The organism is Pseudomonas sp. HS6-2, assembly GCF_049325675.2.
GTDB lineage: Bacteria > Pseudomonadota > Gammaproteobacteria > Pseudomonadales > Pseudomonadaceae > Aquipseudomonas > Aquipseudomonas putida_N.
The window spans coordinates 5,006,417-5,026,243 of the sequence record NZ_CM143906.1; the positions used below are offsets into that span (position 1 = coordinate 5,006,417).

Below are 19,827 nucleotides of genomic sequence, written 5' to 3' on the forward strand. Positions count from 1 at the left end.
ACAGCTCAGTCGCTGCTTGCCGATTGATCGGGCATTGCGAACAGCAGTGCCCGTGAATCACCTTTGCTGATCGCAGCCAGGCTCCTCCAGTGTCGCAGCATCATGCGTTCTACCTCCGTCACTGGGCCACTGGTCACCCACCAGACTCTTTTGTACCGGTGCTCCAGTGTTCGTGGGTCGTAGACTACCCGTTGCGCAACGCGAGGATACAAGGCAGTGGCAGGGTCGACGTAATCGGCCTTGTAAACCAGCGGTGCAGCCCCCGTCTTGTTGTAGTAATCGATAGTCAACGACCAGTTTCTGTCATCGGCGAGCAGCGCATCACCTTGCTGCCAATGCGCGCCGACCTGAGCCATGACGTAATCGAGCCGGTTGTCGACCCATTCGCTGCCACCACGCAGGTTGAATTGCCGGCTGTACAGATTTGCCAGGCCTGTCACTTCGAGCACCATGCAAAGGACCAGTAGCGGGACACGCCAATTCTGGCGCATCCCGGTCAAGGCGATTGCCAGCAGGATAGGCAGGCCCAAAAATGCGAAAAGCAGGTAACGCGCCACGAACATGGGTTTCACACAGGAAATCAACCCGAGCACCAAGATCGGGATGAAGCAATAGATAACGAGTAGCGATCTGGGCCTGTGAGGCACCTGGTCCAAGTACCCCAGGAACGCACCTGCGGTTATCAGCAACAAGCAAAAGAGCACTGCCGCCAGCTTGGCACCCGGTACCTGCAAGCCCAGTGCGAAGGCTTGCCAGACGCTTGTCGGCAGTGTCATGAGTGTCATTTCGGCAACCCAGGCGAGGAGCCCGGAATCGCTGGCCTGCTCGATCAGCGTCGGCAGCCATGGCAGAAAGGCGAGCGCAATCGCCAGGTTGCAGATCCACCATCGCCCTGAGCGAATGAGCGACTTGCCGTTCTGTCCTTTGGCCAGCAGCACATGAAGCCAGATAGCCGCTGCACACAGCACGGCAAAGTAATGCGTGTACAACCCGGCGATCATCAACAAGGCATACGCCAGCAGGTACCGGTCGCGCTGTTGTCGCCCCCAAAGCAATATCACATAGAGCGCCGAGAGCATGAGCAACCCGAGTAGCGAGTACATTCGGGCTTCCTGGCTGTAATAGACCGCGATGGGCAAAATAGCCAACAGCACACCTGCTATTACGGCACTGCGCCAGCCATCAAGCCAGCGAGCAATCAGCATCCCCATGCAGACACTGGCAACCCCTGTCACGACACTGAAACTGCGGACGGCCGCAACACCATCACCAAAACAGTTCATCCACACATGCAACAGCAGGTAATACAGAGGTGGATGGACATCCCGCGTAGTGAACAGGACGGTCTGTGCGGGTGCCATTCGGGCCAGCCAAACACTGAAGGCCTCGTCATACCAGACGACCTGCAGTTCGATCTGATGCAACCGAACTACCAGCGCAAGCAGCAGAATACCGGCAACTATCAACGCCAAGGTGATCGGTTCACGCCTGCTTGCGCGGTGGTTCATCATTTTTCCTTGAAGATCTCACGGTCCTTTCGCGCTGTGCGCAGCCCGGCAATGCCCTTCACTACATACCTTGGCCGATGCTTGGACTCCATGTAGATACGCCCGATGTACTCTCCCAGCACGCCGATGCCGATCAGTTGTACACCGCCAAGGAACAGTATGGCTGTCATCAGCGAGGGATATCCCGGTACCGGGTTGCCAAACAGCCATTTGTCGATGACTTGGTAGGCCGCGTAAAACAGCGCGAGCAATGCGATGGCGCCGCCCACGTAGGTCCAGAGCCGCAATGGCAAGGTACTGAACGAGGTGATCCCATCCAGGGCCAGATTCCACAGTTTCCAGCCGTTGAAGCGGCTCTTGCCTGCCATGCGCGAAGCGCGCTCGTACTCGACCACTGCCGTCTTGAAGCCAGGCCACGACAGCATGCCTTTCATGAACAGTTGCTGCTCGGGCATCGACTTGATCACCTCGACGACCTTGCGATCGAGCAGGCGGAAATCACCGACGTTTTCCTCGATGCGAATCTGCGAAATGCAGTTCAGCAGGCAGTAGAACCCTGCGGCCGTAAATCGCTTCAAGTAACTGTCGCATGAACGGTCACGGCGTTTGGCGAGCACGACATCGAAGCCTGCCCGCCATTGCTCAATCAGCATGGGAATCACTTCGACCGGATCTTGCAGGTCGACATCGATGGGAATGACGGCATCGCCACTGGCCTGTTCCAGCCCGGCGAACAGCGCGGCCTCCTTGCCGAAGTTGCGAGAAAGATCGATGAGGGCAACATCAGGGTCACCGGCGATCAGTTGGCGGATCTGTTTTTCGGTGCCATCCAGGCTACCGTCATTGATGAAAATCAGCTCGACCTGGTCAACCTGGTTGGCAAGCGCCTGGCGCACCGCGTCATAGAATGGCCTGATCGCCTGTTCCTCATTGAATACCGGCACAATCAACGAGATATCCATCTACGCTTTTCCATGAAGACCCATCGCGAAAACACAAAGCCCAGCGGCAGGCTGATCAGGCAGAACAGCCCGACGGTCAAGGGTGGTGGCCAGCTTCGGCTGTCAGCGAGGTGACCCAGTGACGCACTGAGGCTGCCCATCCCCGCCACGAACACGCAGTAGCGCATGAGCGATACAGGCACCCTGAACGTGAACCAGGCATTGGCGATGTACGAAAAGGACAGCGCCACGATGAACGCCACCAGGTTGCTGAACACCTGATCATTGCCCGCCGCCTGCAGTGCGGCAAACACCGCCACGTGAATAGCGGTGTTGAAGATGCCCACGATCAGATACTTGAAAAATGACGGCATTCTGCGGTGCATGGGTGTTCGAGCCTTCCCTGTCTGGCCTCTGCACCAAATTAGGTGAATTACAGCAACGAGACTACTGACAGAAATACCAGTTGACGGTGATTACGAGGCGACCATCAATCAACTTGGCAGAGGCGAAGGAACCGCCTGGGGTAGCAGACGATCATCTAGTTCATGCAACGCACGCGGCCCATTCCCACAGTTTTGATTGGCAGCATCCTATAGCGAGGCAAAACTCGCCTGCCAATACTGGTGCACGTTCTCCAGGAGCCGGCACCATGACTTTAATACAACGACTCGCCAATCATCCTTATCTGCCCACGCCTTGCCAGTTACAAGCGGCCGGTAGCCTCATCGCCATGCTCGGCGTCGCCCTGCCGATGTTTATGATCGGCCTGCTCAAGTTCACCACGTTGGAGGTTCAGGCGCTGGTGCCATTGATTAGCAATACGCCCTGGCTGGCATGGCTCTACGTCCTGTTCGGTGAGGCGGGAGCTTCCTACTTTCTGGGCGTGGTCGAAATACTCAGTGCAATGCTCATACTCAGCTCTAGGTTGTCCACTCTGGCGGCGATAGCAGGGGGTGCGCTGTGCACGCTGACATTCGCAATAACACTGTCGATCCTGTTCACCGTACCGATCTGGGAAGCAGACTCCGGCGGCTTTCCATGGCTCAACCAGAGCGGCAGCTTCCTGATCAAGGACCTGGCATTACTGGGCATTAGCCTGACCATCCTGGGCCAAGGCCTGACCCGACTGACAATGGCAAGCAACGACCACCCCAGGCGCTGAAAGCAAAGCCCTGGCTTCACGCCGGGGCTTTGCCTGGTCAGGCGACAGAGCTTACTGGCGCTTGCTCCTGGCGCGGTGCCAGGCGGAACGCGTAGTACAGCACCGTCAGCAGCACCAGGAACGCCGGGCCGATATACAGCGCCACGCGGGTATCCTCGAAGTACGCCATCAGGCCCACCACCAGCACTAGGAAGGCCAGGGCCAGGTAGGAGCTCAGCGGCCACAGCCACATGCGGTACTTCAGCGCCTTCTGCTCGGCGGTCGAGAGGCCGGCGCGGAACTTGATCTGCGCCAGCAGGATCATCACCCAGGTCCAGATCGCACCGAAAGTGGCGATCGAGGTTACCCAGACGAACACCTTTTCCGGCACCAGGTAGTTGGCTAGCACGCCCAGCAGCAGCGCACCGATCGACAGCAGCAGCGCATTGCGCGGCACGCCGCTTTTCGAGGTGCGGGCAAAGGCGGCCGGGGCCTGGCCGTTCTGTGCCAGGCTGTAGAGCATGCGCCCGGTGCTGAAGATGCCGCCGTTGCACGACGACAGCGCAGCGGTAATCACCACGAAGTTGATGATACCGGCCGCGGTCTTGATCCCCAGGCGCTCGAAGGTCATCACGAACGGGCTGCCCTGGCTGCCGATGCCATCCCACGGGTAGATCGACAGGATCACGAACAAGGCGCCGACGTAGAACAGCAGGATGCGCCAGAACACCGAGCCAATCGCCTGGGGGATGGTTTTCTGCGGGTTGCGTGCTTCGCCGGCGGTGAGGCCGATCATTTCCACGCCCAGGTAGGCGAACATCACCATCTGCAGCGACATCAGCACGCCCGTCACGCCGTTGGGCATGAAGCCGCCGTTGCTCCACAGGTTGGAGATGCCCACGGCGACGCCGTCATTGCCGAAACCGAACGCGATCACGCCAATGCCACCGAGTACCATGGCAATGATGGTGACGATCTTGATCAGAGCGAACCAGAACTCGAACTCACCGAACGCCTTGACCGCAATCAGGTTGACTGCGCCCATGCTGCCCAGCGCCATCAAGGCCCAGATCCAGCGTGGCACGTCAGGGAACCAGATACCCATGTAGATGGCCACCGCAGTGATTTCCGCTACGCAGGTCACCAGCCACAGGAACCAGTAGTTCCAGCCGGTGAGAAAACCCGCCAGCGGGCCAAGGTAGTCCTGGGCATAGCGGCTGAAGGAGCCGGCGACCGGGTTGTGCACGGCCATCTCGCCGAGGGCACGCATGATCACCAGGATCGCCAGGCCACCAATGATGTAGGAAAGCATGATCGCGGGGCCGGCCATTTCGATGGCTTTGGCCGATCCGAGGAAAAGACCGACGCCGATACAGGCGCCCAGCGCCATCAGACGGATGTGCCGTTCGCCCAGCTCACGCTTGAGCGGGCCGCCCTCAGTGGGCTCGGCAGGGGCAGGATGGTTGCCGACTGGCATAGCAATACAACCTCATTTTGTTATTGGATTTGACCTTCGTGCAGCGCCGGCCATGCCGATAGGCGTGGCGTTGGCTTGCCAGGCTGGCCTTGTGGGCCGGCCCGTGTGCCGGGCTAGAGCGGCCGGCAGGGCGAAGGGGCCGAGCAGTATAGGAAGTCCGTTATAGGGGTTTTCGCTGTAAAAACAGGGAAATTCAGCGAGTTTTTCGGGGACTGCTGCGCCAGCCCCGGCTCCACTGCCACCCTAACAACAACGCTGCGGGAATAAACCCACACCAAAGCCGCATAGCCCTACGCCACTTTTCTCGACTTCCTACAAATTTTTCACCTGTTCCTGCCAACGTCTAAGCTTCAGACAAGCAAGACGAAAATACCTGGCCGGATAGAAGACTATGGGCGCACTGTGGCAATCGGAACCAACCAGAACGGAAGCATCTGAAGCACCTCCGGCCAAGACGCCACAACCGCAGCCCCCACGTCAGCGCAGGCTCTGGTGGCGGCTGATTTTCCTGATTCTGCTGGTGGCACTGGTGGCCATCGGTTTCGCCGCCTACGACGAGTTCCGCACCTCCAACCTGCAATCGCGCGAATTCAGCAAGCTGGCCACCACCCTCACCTATTCGCTCCAGCCTGGGCCGAGCGATGCGATCGTCTACCCGGGCGACGGGCCATTCGACAAGCGCCTGGGCTACAGCGGGCTGGGCGAATTCCTGCCTCGCCTGCTGAAACGCGATTACTTGATCAGCGAACAAGTGCGGTTCTCCCCGGCCCTGATGCGCTATGTCGATCACGGCCTGTTCGCCCCCTACATCGAAAAGATCCAGGCCGGCCTGTCGATCACCGACTGCCGCGGCGAGACGCTGTACCAGTACAACTACCCACAGCACCTGTACCCGGATTTCGCCTCCATCCCACCGGTGATGGTCAACAGCCTGCTGTTCATCGAAAACCGCGACCTGCTCGATACCACAGACGTAAAGAACAACCCTGCCGTGGACTGGCCTCGCTTTGCCAAGGCCGCATACAGCCAGGTGGCCAAGTACCTGGCCCTGCCCGGCCAGTCGGCGGGCGGAAGCACCCTCGCCACCCAGCTGGAGAAGTACCGCCATTCGCCGGATGGCCTGACCGTCAATGGCGCCGAGAAGATCCGCCAGATGATCTCGGCCAGCGTGCGCGCCTACCAGGGTGGCCCCGACACCAGCGAAGCGCGCCACCGGATCGTGCGTGACTACCTCAACAGCGTACCGCTGTCGGCCGTGCCCGGGCATGGCGAGGTGCATGGCATGGCCGAGGGCCTGCGGGTGTGGTACGGCGCCGATTTCGATCAGGTCAACCAGGCGCTGACCTCCACCGCCACCGACCCGGACAGCATGGCCGCACGCGGCCTGGCCCTGCGCCAGGTGCTGTCGCTGATGATCGCCCAGCGTCGCCCTTCGCATTACCTTTCCAAGGGCCGCGTCGAACTGGCCGAGCTCACCGACTCACACATTCGTGTGCTGGCGGCCGCCAAGATTATCGATCAACCGTTGGCCGATGCGGCGCTGGCCAGCAAGGCGGTCTACCGCGACTGGGTCGCCCAGCCGACCATCGTGCCGATCATCACCAACAAAGGCATCAGCCTGGCCCGCAATCGCCTGGCAGCCATGCTCAACCGCCCCCTGTATGATCTCGACCGCCTCGATGTGTCAGCCACCAGCACCCTGCAAGCCGACCTGCAGCTGCAGGTCAGCCAGTACCTGAAAAACCTTGCCGACCCCGAATTCGCCGCGCAGATCGGCCTTATCGGCGAACGCCTGCTCACCTCCAAGACCACTGACCAGGTGAGCTACAGCTTCACCTTGTTCGAGCGCACCGCCGATGGTTCGCGGGTCCGTGTGCAGACCGACAGCACCAACCAGCCTTTCGATATCAACGAAGGCAGCAAGCTGGAACTTGGCTCGACCGCCAAGCTGCGAGTGCTCACGACTTACCTGGAGATCATCGCCGAACTGCACGACAAGTACGCCGGCAAACCTGCCGCCGAGTTGAAGAAAGTCGAAGTTGCCGAGCTCGACCGCATCACCCAGTGGTCGCTGGAATGGCTGGCACAGAACAGCAAGAACCAGAGCCTGGATGCCATGCTCGATGCGGCGCTGGAGCGTAAATACTCGGCCAACACCGGTGAAGCCTTCTTCACCGGCGGCGGCATGCACGTGTTCAACAACTTCCGCAAGGAAGACAACAACCGCAACCCGACCCTCAAGGATGCCCTGCGCGAATCGATCAACTTGCCGTTCATCCGCCTGATGCGCGACCTGGTGCGTTACGTCACCTACCAGCAGCCGTTCAACCGCGTGCCGCTGCTCAAGGACGACTCGGACCCGCGACGCCAGGAATACCTGGCCCGCTTCGCCGACAAGGAAGGCACCAGCTACCTGATGCGCTTCTGGAAGAAATACCAGCGCAAGACCTCGCAGCAACGCCTGGACACCTTCCTGGACAGCATGCGCGCCACCCCGCAACGCCTGGCGGCGGTGCACCGCTACCTGTTCCCAGAAGCCGGCCAGGAAACCTTCAATGCCTTCGTCCGTGCCCACAGCAAGGATGACAAGATTGCCTTGGGCAAACTCACCGACGGCAAGCTGGCGGAGATGTACGAAGCGTACGGCCCCGGCAAGTACGACCTGCCCGACCAGGGCTACATCGCCAAGGTCCACCCGCTGGACCTGTGGCTGCTGGGCTACCTGTTGAAGCACCCGAGCTCCACGCTCACCGAAATGGTCAACGCCAGCCATTTCGAGCGCCAGGAAGTCTACAGCTGGCTGTTCAAGAGCCGCCACCAGGGGGCGCGTGACAGCCGCATCCGCACCATGGTCGAGATCGAAGCGTTCCTCGATATCCACCAACGCTGGAAACGCGTGGGCTACCCGTTCGACCATCTGGTGCCGTCGTTGGCCACCGCCATCGGCAGTTCCGGCGATCGCCCGGCCGCGCTGTCGGAACTGGTCGGCATCATCCAGAACGACGGCGTGCGCCTGCCGACGCTGCGTATCGACACCCTGCATTTCGCCGCCAATACCCCCTACGAGACCAAGCTGGTCAGTGACCCGGACCGTGGCGTGCGAATCCTGCCGGTAGAAGTGGCGCGGGCGCTGAAAGGGGCCATGTCGCAGGTGGTCGATGCCGGTACCGCGCGGCGCATCTCCGGCAGCTTCAAGCTCAAGGATGGCACGCCGCTGGTGATGGGTGGCAAGACCGGTACCGGCGACAACCGTATCGAAAGCTTCGGCGCTGGTGGCCGGCTGATTGGCTCACGCTCGCTCAACCGTACCGCCACCTTCGTGTTCTTCCTCGGTGAAAACCACTTCGGCACCCTGACCGCCTTCGTCCCTGGACGCTCGGCGGAAGCCTTCAAGTTTACCTCGGCGCTGCCGGTGCAGGTGCTCAAGGGCATGGCGCCGATCCTGATGCCGTACTTGCAGCCAGGTAACCCGAACGAGTGCAAACCACCGCAGGTTGCCATGCATGGCGACGATTCATCTAAAACGTAGATGATAATCATCGGCATTTAGAGGCTTGTGTTTAGATATATCTTGAGTAATATCTTGCGATATATCGAAACACAGGGAGCCTCTAAATGCGTGACCATTACGCACATGACCCTTTTGAACGCCGCCCCGCCCGAGGCGAGCGTGGCCCGCGGGTTTTCGCCCCGGGTGACCTCAAACTGCTGATGCTGTCGATGCTGGCCGAGCAACCGGGCCACGGCTATGACCTGATCCGCCAGATCGAGAACCTGTTCGATGGCAGCTACACGCCGAGCCCCGGCGTGATCTACCCCACCCTCAATTTCCTCGAAGAAGCCGAGTTGATCAGCGGCCAGGTGCACGGCAGCAAACGCCTGTACGCCATCACCGCTGCCGGCCGTAACGCGCTGGCCGATCAGGCCGTCGCCCTGGATGGCGTGCGCATGCGCATCGAAGTCAGCAAGCGCGCCCTGCGTGGCCACGACCGCCCGCCGGAAATCCACGAAGCGGTCGGCAACCTGCGCCATGCCCTGCACATGCACAGTGGCCGCTGGACGCCGGAAGAAATCGATCGGGTGCGCAACCTGCTCAACGACACTGCCAAGGCCATCGCCTCCGGGCCGGCCGATCCAGTCAGGGAGAACCCCCATGAGTGACACCATTCACCGCGTCAACCACGAAATCCGCCAACGTCGCCTGCAGGTGCTGCGAGTCACCGACCTCACCCCGCGCATGCGCCGCATCACCCTCGGTGGCGCCGAGCTGCAGGGCTTCACCAGCCTGGGCAGTGACGACCACATCAAACTGCTGTTCGCTGAAACGGCCGAGCAGCAGCAGGCCATCGACGCCCGCAACCTGGGCCGTGACGGCGGCGCCCGGCCGACCATGCGCGAGTACACGCCGCGCCGTATCGACCTGGTGGCCCACGAACTGGACATCGATTTCGTGCTGCACGGCGACGGCCCAGCTTCGACCTGGGCGGCCCAGGCGAAACCTGGGCAGACGCTGAACATCGCCGGGCCACGGGCTTCGATGGTAGTGCCGGATATCTTCGACAGCTACCTGCTGGTGGGTGACGAGACGGCAATTCCGGCGATTGGCCGACGACTGGAGGAACTGCCGGCGGGGCGTCGGGTGCTGGCGGTGATCCAGATCGAGGATGAGCAGGAGCGGCAGCCGTTGCCGAGCGCAGCGCAGGTCGAAGTCATCTGGGTCAAGCGGGATAAGGACCTGCTGGCGTTGCTCAAGGATCTGGCGTTGCCGGAAGGTAAGCTGTACAGCTGGGTGGCGCTCGAGAAGTCACTGACTCGGCTGGCCAAGGCATTGTTGCTGGACAAAGGCGTGGCAGAAGATGCCTTGAAGGCCGCCGCTTACTGGCGTGCCGACGGGACTGCGGACGACGAGTGATCTGCTCTCTGCTGCACCGGCCCTTTCGCGGGACAAGTCGGACCGCCGCACCTACAACGTTACGCGATCCCCTGTAGGAGCGGGCGTGACCCGCCAGAGGGCCGGTACAGGCTAATCAATGCCATGCTTTCCCCGCCACCGGTCCAGCCCTAGCAACACCAGGCCAATCCCCCAGAACCCCGCCAAAACCCCGAGGGCATTTAGCATTACTTGCCCATACCCCAGGCTCGCCACATCGATGAACGGGTAGGCATACGCGCCGATCTCACTCCCCCGCCACAGCGCATAGGCGAAATACACCGCCGGGTACAGCGCCCACACCATCAAATGCCAGAGCCGCAGGCTGCCCTTGGGCACCTCGAACCACCAGTACAAAGCGAACAGCAGCGGCATCACATCATGCAGCAGTTCATCCGCCAGCCACTGCCAACCTTCGGGCTGCCACAGGTGTCGCAGCAGCAAGCTGTAAGCCAACGCCACCAGCACGATGCTGGCCGCCACCGCAGAACTCACCGATGGCGACAGAAACCAGCGCCCGGCCGCTGACTCTCGGCCAAAAGCCGCGTAGCTGAGCACTGTCGCCACCAGGGTATTGGTCAGCACCGTGAAGTAACCGAACACATTGATCAGCCCGCCAATCAGGCTGGCCTGTTCCTGCCAGCGCGCCAGCAGCACCAGGTAGACCTGCACCGTGAGGCCGAACCAGCCAAGCAACGCCATCGACGTCAGCCAGGGGCGCCGTGGCATGTCAGGCCTGGCGCTGCAGCTTCACGTACAACTGCTCGACCTTCTCCCGCGCCCACGGCGTCTTGCGCAGGAAGGTCAGGCTCGACTTGATGCTCGGGTTGCTCTTGAAGCAGCGCACATCAACGCGTTCGGCCAGGCCCTGCCATTGGTAGTGCGCCACCAGTTCGGTGAGGATCTGTTCGAGGGTCTTGCCGTGCAACGCGTTGTGTTGGGCCGTGCTCATGCCAGTGCTCCGTAGGAAAGATGCGCACCTTACACGAGTGTAGTGGCGGGTGGGATGCGTGTTGTCTGCGGAAAAACCACTGGCCAGGGGCAAAACCTCTGTGCTGAAATAGTGATGTTATATTGTAACAACACAAAAGCATCTGCCAAGGAACGCCTCTTCCCCATGCTGTACATCCCGCTCCGCCTCTGCCCCCTCGCTGTCGCCCTGTGGCTCGCCTCATCACCCAGCCAAGCCGTGGAACTGGAACCCCAGGTCATCACCGCCAACCCACTGGGCAACCGTCAACTGGCTGCCCCCAGCACCGTGCTTGAAGGTGACGACCTGCTGCAACAGCAACACGGCAGCCTCGGTGAAACCCTGAACAAGCAACCCGGTGTAGCCTCCACCTGGTTCGGCCCTGGCGCCAGCCGCCCGGTGATTCGCGGCCTGGATGGCGACCGCATTCGCATCCTGCGCAATGGCGTGGGTGCCCTGGATGCCTCGTCGCTGTCCTATGACCACGCAGTGCCGCTGGACCCGGTCACGGTCGAGCGCGTGGAAATCGTCCGCGGTCCGGCTGCCCTGCTATATGGCGGCAATGCCATCGGCGGCGTGATCAACACCTTCGACAACCGCATTCCTGACTCGCCGATCGAGGGCATCCACGGCGCTGGCGAACTGCGCTACGGCGGCGCCGACACCACCCGCAGCAGTGCCGGCAAACTGGAAGCCGGTGACGGCACTTTCGCCTTGCACCTGGACGCCAATAGCCGTCAATTCAATGACCTGCGTATTCCCGGCTACGCGCAGAGCGCCAAGGTCCGTGACCCCGACGCGCCAGGCAGTCGCCACCGCCTGGAAAACAGCGACGGCCGCCAGGACGGTGGCGCGATCGGCGGTTCCTACAACTGGGAGCATGGCTATGCCGGCTTGTCCTACAGCCGCTACGACAGCAACTACGGCTCGGTGGCCGAGTCCGGCGTGCGCCTGGACATGAAGCAGGACCACTACGCCTTTGCCTCGGAACTGCGTGACCTGGAGGGCCCGTTCAGCTCGGTCAAGGTCGATGCCGGCTACACCGACTACGAGCACAGCGAGATCGAAGAAGGTGAGGTGCACACCACCTTCAAGAACAAGGGCTACGAAGCCCGCATCGAAGCCCGTCATCAGCCGCTCGGGCCGCTTGAAGGCGTGATTGGCGCACAGGTCAGCCGCAACGAGTTCTCGGCACTGGGCGAGGAAGCCTTCGTCCCGCACACCGACACCGACAGCCTGGCGCTGTTCATGCTCGAGCAGTGGCAAACCACCGAGCGCCTGAACCTGAGCCTTGGCGCACGCCTGGAACACACCCGCGTCGACCCCGATGCCAAGGGCAACGAGAACTTCGTCGAGACCGACAGCGCCAGCAGCTTCAACGCCTTCAGCCTGTCCTCGGGCGCTGTGTACCAGCTCGACCCGACCTGGTCTCTGGCGGCCAACCTCGGCTACACCGAGCGCGCCCCGACGTTCTACGAGCTCTATGCCAATGGTGCCCATGTGGCCACCGGCGCGTATGAAGTTGGTGATGCCAGCCTGAACAAGGAAAAGGCAATTTCCGCCGACCTGGCCCTGCGCTTCGACAATGGCACCCACAAGGGCAGCGTCGGGGTGTTCTACAGCCACTTGCGCAACTATATCGGCCTGATCGGCACGGGTAACCTGCGTGAAGGCCATGATCACGACCATGGCGAGGATGATCACGACCACGACCACGATCATGACGATGGCGGCTTCCCCGAGTACCAATACCAGGGCGTGCGTGCGCGCTTCTACGGCATCGAGGCACAAGACCGCTGGAAGCTGCTCGAGAACCGCTATGGCAGCTTCGCGCTGGAGCTGTCCGGCGACTACACCCGGGCCAAGAACCTCGACAGCGGCGAGCCACTGCCGCGGATTGCCCCGCTGCGGCTGAACAGCGGGCTCGTATGGGAACTGGACCGCTGGCAGGCACGGGTCGATGTGCAGCATGCCGCATCGCAGCACCGCAAGCCTGAGAACGAGACCAGCAGCGATGGCTACACCACGCTCGGGGCCAGCGTCGGCTACCGTTTCGGCATCGGCCAGAGCCAGTGGCTGGCCTTTGTGCGCGGCGAGAACCTGACCGACCAGACCGTGCGCTATGCGAGTTCGATCCTGCGGGATATCGCGCCAGCGCCGGGGCGCAGTGTGGAAGTTGGACTGCGGACCACCTTCTAAAGCGCATGGGGCTGCTCGGCAGCCCCCTTTCTGCGCTGACTGTTACCGGATCAGCAACAATCAACTGCGACATTTTGTCTTTTTTTCTTACAACTTCCCCTATATCCTCCCCGCCGCAAGCTGAATCGCTTCATCCAGCACTCCCAATTGCCACTTCCATCGAAGAGTCCGCTCCTCGGTGCACTTGCCGTTTGCTCAACAATCAAAAGATAGCGCTATCTCATGCTCCAACTGCCCAAGACCCGCTACACCGGCTTTGCCCTCATTGCCCTCACCACCAGCCTGCCGAACGCGGCCAGCGCCAGCGAACCCTTCGCCAAGGACTCTCCATGGATGTTCGGCGACTGGGGTGGCACCCGCACCGAGCTGCTGCAGAAAGGCTACGACTTCACCCTCGGCTACACCGGCGAGATGGGCAGCAACCTGCACGGCGGCTACGACCACGACCGCACGGCACGCTACAGCGACCAGTTCACCTTCGGCAGCCACCTGGACCTGGAGAAGATCCTCGGCTGGAACGACACCGAGTTCCAGCTGACCGTCACCGAGCGTCACGGCGACAACATCAGCAACGACCGCATCAACGACCCGCGGGTCGGCGGCTTCACTTCGGCCCAGGAAGTCTGGGGCCGTGGCGAAACCTGGCGGCTCACGCAAATGTGGATCAAGCAGAAGTACTTCGACGGCGCCCTGGACGTGAAAGTCGGCCGTTTCGGCGAAGGCGAGGATTTCAACAGCTTCCCCTGCGACTTCCAGAACCTGGCCTTCTGCGGCTCGCAGGTGGGCAACTGGGTCGGCGGCATCTGGTACAACTGGCCGGTCAGCCAGTGGGCCATGCGCGTTCGCTACAACCTCAGCCCTGAACTGTACGCCCAAGTTGGCGTGTATGAGCAAAACCCGTCCAACCTCGAATCGGGCAACGGCTTCAAGCTCAGCGGCAGCGGCACCCAGGGTGCGGTCATGCCGGTCGAACTGGTATGGAGCCCAAGCTTGAACGGCCTGAAAGGGGAATATCGCGCCGGCTACTACTACAGTAATGCCAAGGCACAGGATGTTCTCAAGGACAGCAACGGCCAGCCGGCCGCCCTCAGTGGCGCCGCTTACCGCAGCAGTTCGAGCAAGCACGGCATGTGGCTCGGGGCCCAGCAGCAGGTCACCTCGCTGGCGTCCGACCAGTCGCGCGGCCTGAGTCTGTTCGCCAACGCCACGGTGCACGACAAGAAGACCAATGTCATCGATAACTATGTTCAAGCTGGACTGGTATACAAAGGCCCCTTCGACGCCCGCGCCAAGGACGACATCGGCTTCGCCGTCGCCCGCGTGCACGCCAACCCGGCCTACCGCAAGAATGCCCGCCTGGCCAATCAGGTGGCGGGCCTCGACGACTACGACAACCCGGGCTACCTGCCGGTGCAAGACACCGAGTACAGCGCCGAACTCTATTACGGCATTCACCTGGCCGACTGGCTCACGGTGCGCCCGAACCTGCAGTACATCCGCCATCCGGGCGGGGTGTCGCAGGTCGACAGCGCGCTGATCGGCGGCCTGAAAATCCAAAGCACTTTCTGACCACTTTCACACTGACCACCTTCATTAAAGGGAGAACCTACGATGAGCACTGACGGTGCCAACCAAGGAACCCGCTGGCTGCCACGCCTGATGGGCGTGCTGCTGTTGCTGATGGGCCTGGCCCTGCTGGCCGGCGGCATCAAGCTGAGCCAGCTGGGCGGATCGCTGTACTACCTGATCGCCGGTATCGGCTTTGCCCTGTCGGGCGCCCTGCTGCTGGCCAAGCGCCGCATCGCCCTGGGCCTGTATGGCCTGGTACTGCTGGGCAGCACGGTATGGGCCATGCTCGAAGTGGGCCTGGACTGGTGGCAACTGGTGCCGCGCCTGGCCATTTGGTTCGCCATCGGCGTGGTGCTGCTGCTGCCGTGGGCCCGGCGCCCGCTGACCGGCCCTGCCGCCAAGGCCAACACCGCGCTGCTGAGCGTTGCCGTGCTGGCTTCCGGCGCCTGCGCCCTGGGCAGCCAGTTCACTCACCCGGGTGAAGTGTTCGGCGAACTGGGCCGCGACAACAGCGAAATGGGCAGCGCCGCACCGGCCATGCCGGATGGCGACTGGCAGGCCTATGGCCGCACCGAGCACGGCGACCGCTATTCGCCGCTGCGCCAGATCACCCCGCAGAACGCCTACCGCCTGGAAGAAGCCTGGCGGATCCGCACCGGCGACCTGCCGACCGACAACGACCCGGTCGAGCTGACCAACGAAAACACCCCGCTGAAGGCCAACGGCATGCTCTATGCCTGCACGGCCCACAGCAAGGTGCTGGCCCTGGACCCGGACACCGGTGCCGAGATCTGGCGCTACGACCCGCAGATCAAGACCCCCGTCGGCACCTTCAAGGGCTTCGCCCACATGACCTGCCGTGGCGTCTCGTACTATGACGAGAACAGCTACGTCAGCCGCGACGGCAGCCCAGCTCCAAAGGTGTCCGACGCAGGCCAGGCCGTGGCCCAGGCCTGCCCACGCCGCCTCTACCTGCCGACCGCCGACGCCCGCCTGATCGCCATCAACGCCGACAACGGCAAGGTCTGCGAAGGCTTCGCCAACCAGGGCGCGATCGACCTGACCACGGGCATTGGCCCGTTCACTGCCGGTGGCTACTACTCCACCTCGCCGGTGGCGATCACCCGCAGCCTGGTGATCATCGGCGGCCATGTGACCGACAACGAGTCGACCAACGAACCGTCCGGCGTGATTCGCGCCTACGACGTGCACGACGGCCACCTGGTGTGGAACTGGGACAGCAACAACCCGGACGACACCAAACCGCTGGCCCCAGGCAAGATGTACAGCCGCAACTCGGCCAACATGTGGTCGCTGGCCAGCGTCGACGAAGACCTGGGGATGGTCTACCTGCCGCTTGGCAACCAGACCCCTGACCAGTGGGGCGCCGACCGCACCCCAGGCGCCGAGAAGTACAGCGCCGGCGTGGTCGCCCTGGACCTGGCCACCGGCAAGGCCCGCTGGAACTACCAGTTCACCCACCACGACCTGTGGGACATGGACGTCGGCAGCCAGCCGACCCTGGTGCACCTGAAGACCAAGGACGACGTGAAGCCGGCGATCATCGTGCCGACCAAGCAGGGCAGCCTGTACGTGCTCGACCGCCGCGACGGCACGCCGATCGTGCCGATCCGCGAGGTCCCGGTCCCGCAGGGCGCGGTCAAGGGTGACCACACCGCACCGACCCAGGCCCGCTCCGACCTCAACCTGCTTGGCCCAGAGCTGACCGAACAGGCCATGTGGGGCGCCACGCCGTTCGACCAGATGCTGTGCCGCATCCAATTCCGCGAGCTGCGCTACGAAGGCCAGTACACCCCGCCGTCCGAACAGGGCAGCCTGATCTACCCGGGCAACGTCGGCGTGTTCAACTGGGGCAGCGTGTCGGTCGACCCGGTGCGCCAACTGCTGTTCACCTCACCCAACTACATGGCCTTCGTGTCGAAGATGGTGCCACGTGAGCAGGTGGCCGCAGGCAGCAAGCGCGAAAGCGAGACCAGCGGTGTACAGCCGAACACTGGCGCGCCGTATGCGGTGATCATGCACCCGTTCATGTCGCCGATCGGCATCCCGTGCCAGGCACCCGCCTGGGGTTATGTGGCGGCCATCGACCTGTTCACCAACAAGGTGGTGTGGAAGCGCAAGAACGGCACTACCCGTGACAGCACCCCGGTGCCGATCGGCATGCCGGTGGGCGTACCGAGCATGGGCGGTTCGATCGTCACCGCCGGTGGCGTCGGCTTCCTCAGCGGTACCCTCGACCAGTACCTGCGCGCCTATGACGTGAACAACGGCAAGGAACTGTGGAAAGCCCGCCTGCCAGCGGGTGGCCAGGCCACGCCGATGACCTATACCGGCAAGGACGGCAAGCAGTACGTGCTGATCGTTGCCGGCGGCCATGGCTCGCTGGGCACGAAGATGGGCGATTACATCATCGCTTACAAATTGGCTCAGTGATCCCACCGAGCCCCGCTCAGGGGCTCAATTACCTGTACCGGCGTTGCTGCCGGTACAGGCCTGCAAAGATGAAACCCTGCCCCTGCGCCCTTCGTCTACCATTGAAACCCTTCCCCCCCCGCCCCATCTAAGCACCATAGTCATTCACGCAGGTGCCCCATGAGCGACCAGCAGGATTTCCCGGAACAACCCGACGAACACAGCGCAGTCGAACAGCTCGACACCCAGGCCCATGCCGGCCACGCCCTCGCCCTGCCCGGCCAGCAATTGCCGGACAAGGTCTACGTGATCCCGATCCACAATCGCCCGTTCTTCCCCGCGCAAGTGCTGCCGGTGATCGTCAACGAAGAACCCTGGGCCGAAACCCTCGACCTGGTAGCCAAGACCGAGCACCACTCGCTGGCACTGTTCTTCATGGACACCCCGCCGGAAGACCACCGCCATTTCGACACCTCGGCCCTGCCGGAGTACGGCACCCTGGTCAAGGTGCACCACGCCAGCCGCGAGAACGGCAAATTGCAGTTCGTCGCCCAGGGTCTGACCCGGGTGCGCATCCGCACCTGGCTCAAGCACCATCGCCCGCCGTACCTGGTCGAGGTCGAATATCCGCGCCAGCCGGCCGAGCCGACTGACGAGGTCAAGGCCTACGGCATGGCGCTGATCAATGCGATCAAGGAACTGCTGCCGCTCAACCCGCTGTACAGCGAAGAACTGAAGAATTACCTCAACCGCTTCAGCCCCAACGACCCGTCGCCACTCACCGACTTCGCCGCCGCGCTCACCTCCGCCACCGGCAACCAGCTGCAGGAAGTGCTCGACTGCGTGCCCATGCTCAAGCGCATGGAAAAGGTCCTGCCGATGCTGCGCAAGGAGGTCGAGGTCGCGCGCCTGCAAAACGAGATTTCCGCCGAGGTCAACCGGCAGATCGGCGAGCACCAGCGTGAGTTCTTCCTCAAGGAGCAGCTCAAGGTCATCCAGCAGGAGCTGGGCCTGACCAAGGACGACCGCAGCGCCGACCTCGAACAGTTCGAGCAGCGCCTTGCCGGCAAGACACTGCCCGAGCAGGCCCAAAAGCGCATCGACGAAGAAATGGGCAAGCTGGCCATCCTCGAGACCGGTTCGCCCGAATACGCCGTCACCCGCAATTACCTGGAATGGGCCACCGCCCTGCCCTGGGGCGTGTACGGCAAGGACAAGCTCGACCTCAAGCATGCGCGCAAGGTGCTCGACCAACACCACGCCGGCCTGGATGACATCAAGGAGCGCATCCTCGAATTCCTCGCCGTCGGCGCCTGGAAGGGCGAGATCAGCGGCTCGATCGTGCTGCTGGTGGGCCCGCCCGGGGTGGGCAAGACCAGCATCGGCAAGTCCATCGCCGAATCCCTCGGCCGGCCGTTCTACCGCTTCAGCGTCGGTGGCATGCGCGACGAGGCCGAGATCAAGGGCCACCGCCGCACCTACATCGGCGCCCAGCCGGGCAAGCTGGTGCAGGCGCTGAAGGAAGTCGAGGTGATGAACCCGGTGATCATGCTCGACGAGATCGACAAGATGGGCCAGAGCTACCAGGGCGACCCGGCCTCGGCGCTGCTGGAAACCCTCGACCCGGAGCAGAACGTCGATTTCCTCGACCACTATCTGGACCTGCGCCTGGACCTGTCCAAGGTGCTGTTCGTGTGCACGGCCAACACCCTGGACTCGATCCCCGGGCCGCTGCTCGACCGCATGGAGGTGATCCGCCTGTCCGGCTACATCACCGAAGAGAAGCTGGCCATCGCCAAGCGCCACCTGTGGCCCAAGCAGCTGGAAAAGGCCGGCGTGGCCAAGGCCAGCCTGAGCATCAGCGATAGCGCCCTGCGCACGGTGATCGAGGGCTACGCCCGTGAAGCCGGGGTGCGCCAGCTGGAAAAACAGCTGGGCAAGCTGGTGCGCAAGGCCGTGGTCAAGCTGCTGGAAGCCCCGGACGCCAAGCTCAAGATCGGCAACAAGGACCTGGAAGCCGCCCTGGGCATGCCGGTGTTCCGCAGCGAGCAGGTGCTATCTGGCAAAGGCGTGATTACCGGCCTTGCCTGGACCAGCATGGGCGGTGCGACCCTGCCGATCGAGGCGACGCGCATCCACACCCTGAACCGCGGCTTCAAGCTCACCGGCAAGCTGGGTGATGTGATGAAGGAATCCGCTGAAATCGCCTACAGCTATGTCAGCTCCAACCTCAAGCAGTTTGGTGGTGACCCCGGTTTCTTCAACGAAGCGTTCATTCACCTGCATGTACCCGAAGGCGCCACGCCCAAGGACGGCCCAAGCGCCGGTATCACCATGGCCAGCGCGCTGCTGTCGCTGGCCCGCGACCAGGCGCCGAAAAAAGGCGTGGCCATGACTGGCGAGCTCACCCTCACCGGCCAGGTACTGCCGATTGGCGGCGTGCGCGAGAAAGTGATCGCGGCGCGGCGGCAGAAGATCTTCGAGCTGATCCTGCCGGAGCCGAACCGCGGGGACTTCGAAGAACTGCCGGACTACCTGCGTGAAGGCCTGACCGTACATTTCGCAAAGCGCTTCTCCGACGTGGCCAAAGTCCTGTTCTGACCTGCACCGGCCTCTTCGCGGGTGAACCCGCGAAGAGGCCAGCACTGACAACACA

14 protein-coding genes are annotated in these 19,827 nt (G+C 62.5%); 8 read left to right on the top strand and 6 right to left on the bottom strand.

Annotation, left to right across the window (positions count from 1 at the left end; translation table 11 throughout):
* Positions 1-5: 5 nt before the first annotated feature.
* Genes ACOKS3_RS23375 through ACOKS3_RS23385 form a run of 3 tightly spaced genes read right to left on the bottom strand, consistent with a single transcriptional unit; the run spans position 6 to position 2,796 of the window.
* A complete protein-coding gene (locus ACOKS3_RS23375; RefSeq protein ID WP_422764501.1) occupies positions 6-1,508 on the bottom strand; it encodes a glycosyltransferase family 39 protein in 1,503 nt (500 codons plus the stop codon).
* Positions 1,508-2,470 carry a glycosyltransferase family 2 protein gene (locus tag ACOKS3_RS23380; protein WP_103449387.1) on the bottom strand — a complete coding sequence of 321 codons (963 nt, stop codon included), beginning with the start codon at positions 2,468-2,470 and terminating at the stop codon, positions 1,508-1,510. The genes ACOKS3_RS23375 and ACOKS3_RS23380 overlap by 1 nt, the downstream gene beginning before the upstream one ends.
* Entirely contained in the window at positions 2,455-2,796 is a 342-nt protein-coding gene (locus ACOKS3_RS23385; protein WP_422764502.1) for a GtrA family protein, read from the bottom strand. The genes ACOKS3_RS23380 and ACOKS3_RS23385 overlap by 16 nt, the downstream gene beginning before the upstream one ends.
* A gap of 305 nt (positions 2,797-3,101) precedes the next feature.
* On the opposite strand from ACOKS3_RS23385, the gene ACOKS3_RS23390 reads away from it, so the two are divergent.
* On the top strand, positions 3,102-3,614 hold the full coding sequence (locus ACOKS3_RS23390; protein ID WP_103449385.1) for a DUF417 family protein: 513 nt from the start codon (positions 3,102-3,104) through the stop codon (positions 3,612-3,614).
* 37 nt (positions 3,615-3,651) lie between these two features.
* Here the strand turns inward: ACOKS3_RS23390 and ACOKS3_RS23395 are convergent, their stop codons facing one another.
* Positions 3,652-5,070, bottom strand: coding sequence for an amino acid permease (locus ACOKS3_RS23395; RefSeq protein WP_103449384.1), 1,419 nt, complete (start codon positions 5,068-5,070; stop codon positions 3,652-3,654).
* Between the two features lie 391 nt (positions 5,071-5,461).
* Between ACOKS3_RS23395 and ACOKS3_RS23400 the strand changes: the two genes are divergently transcribed.
* The 3 genes from ACOKS3_RS23400 to ACOKS3_RS23410 all read left to right on the top strand — a co-directional run bounded on the left by ACOKS3_RS23400 (position 5,462) and on the right by ACOKS3_RS23410 (position 9,982).
* The gene (locus ACOKS3_RS23400) at positions 5,462-8,599 is read left to right on the top strand and encodes a transglycosylase domain-containing protein (protein WP_103449383.1); all 3,138 of its coding nucleotides are present in this window, start codon (positions 5,462-5,464) and stop codon (positions 8,597-8,599) included.
* 86 nt (positions 8,600-8,685) lie between these two features.
* Complete coding sequence (locus ACOKS3_RS23405; protein WP_103449382.1) at positions 8,686-9,231, top strand: PadR family transcriptional regulator; 546 nt, start codon at positions 8,686-8,688, stop codon at positions 9,229-9,231.
* Entirely contained in the window at positions 9,224-9,982 is a 759-nt protein-coding gene (locus ACOKS3_RS23410) for a siderophore-interacting protein (protein ID WP_103449381.1), read from the top strand. Before ACOKS3_RS23405 ends, ACOKS3_RS23410 begins: the two co-directional genes overlap by 8 nt.
* A 111-nt stretch (positions 9,983-10,093) precedes the next feature.
* Here ACOKS3_RS23410 and ACOKS3_RS23415 read toward each other — a convergent pair whose 3' ends face one another.
* Both ACOKS3_RS23415 and ACOKS3_RS23420 read right to left on the bottom strand, forming a co-directional pair.
* Positions 10,094-10,729, bottom strand: a complete 636-nt coding sequence (locus tag ACOKS3_RS23415; RefSeq protein ID WP_422764503.1) for a Pr6Pr family membrane protein — start codon at positions 10,727-10,729, stop codon at positions 10,094-10,096.
* Position 10,730: 1 nt separating this feature from the next.
* On the bottom strand, positions 10,731-10,952 hold the full coding sequence (locus ACOKS3_RS23420) for a VF530 family protein (protein WP_023378991.1): 222 nt from the start codon (positions 10,950-10,952) through the stop codon (positions 10,731-10,733).
* A 165-nt stretch (positions 10,953-11,117) separates the two neighbouring features.
* Between ACOKS3_RS23420 and ACOKS3_RS23425 the strand changes: the two genes are divergently transcribed.
* The 4 genes from ACOKS3_RS23425 to lon all read left to right on the top strand — a co-directional run bounded on the left by ACOKS3_RS23425 (position 11,118) and on the right by lon (position 19,772).
* Positions 11,118-13,169, top strand: coding sequence for a TonB-dependent receptor (locus ACOKS3_RS23425; RefSeq protein ID WP_103449379.1), 2,052 nt, complete (start codon positions 11,118-11,120; stop codon positions 13,167-13,169).
* Positions 13,170-13,391: 222 nt separating this feature from the next.
* Positions 13,392-14,738 (top strand): carbohydrate porin, encoded by a 1,347-nt coding sequence (locus tag ACOKS3_RS23430; protein ID WP_103449378.1) that lies wholly within the window; start codon positions 13,392-13,394, stop codon positions 14,736-14,738.
* A gap of 42 nt (positions 14,739-14,780) precedes the next feature.
* Entirely contained in the window at positions 14,781-17,192 is a 2,412-nt protein-coding gene (locus ACOKS3_RS23435) for a glucose/quinate/shikimate family membrane-bound PQQ-dependent dehydrogenase (protein ID WP_422764504.1), read from the top strand.
* Positions 17,193-17,351: 159 nt separating this feature from the next.
* The gene (gene lon / locus ACOKS3_RS23440; protein ID WP_422764505.1) at positions 17,352-19,772 is read left to right on the top strand and encodes an endopeptidase La; all 2,421 of its coding nucleotides are present in this window, start codon (positions 17,352-17,354) and stop codon (positions 19,770-19,772) included.
* Positions 19,773-19,827 lie beyond the last annotated feature (55 nt).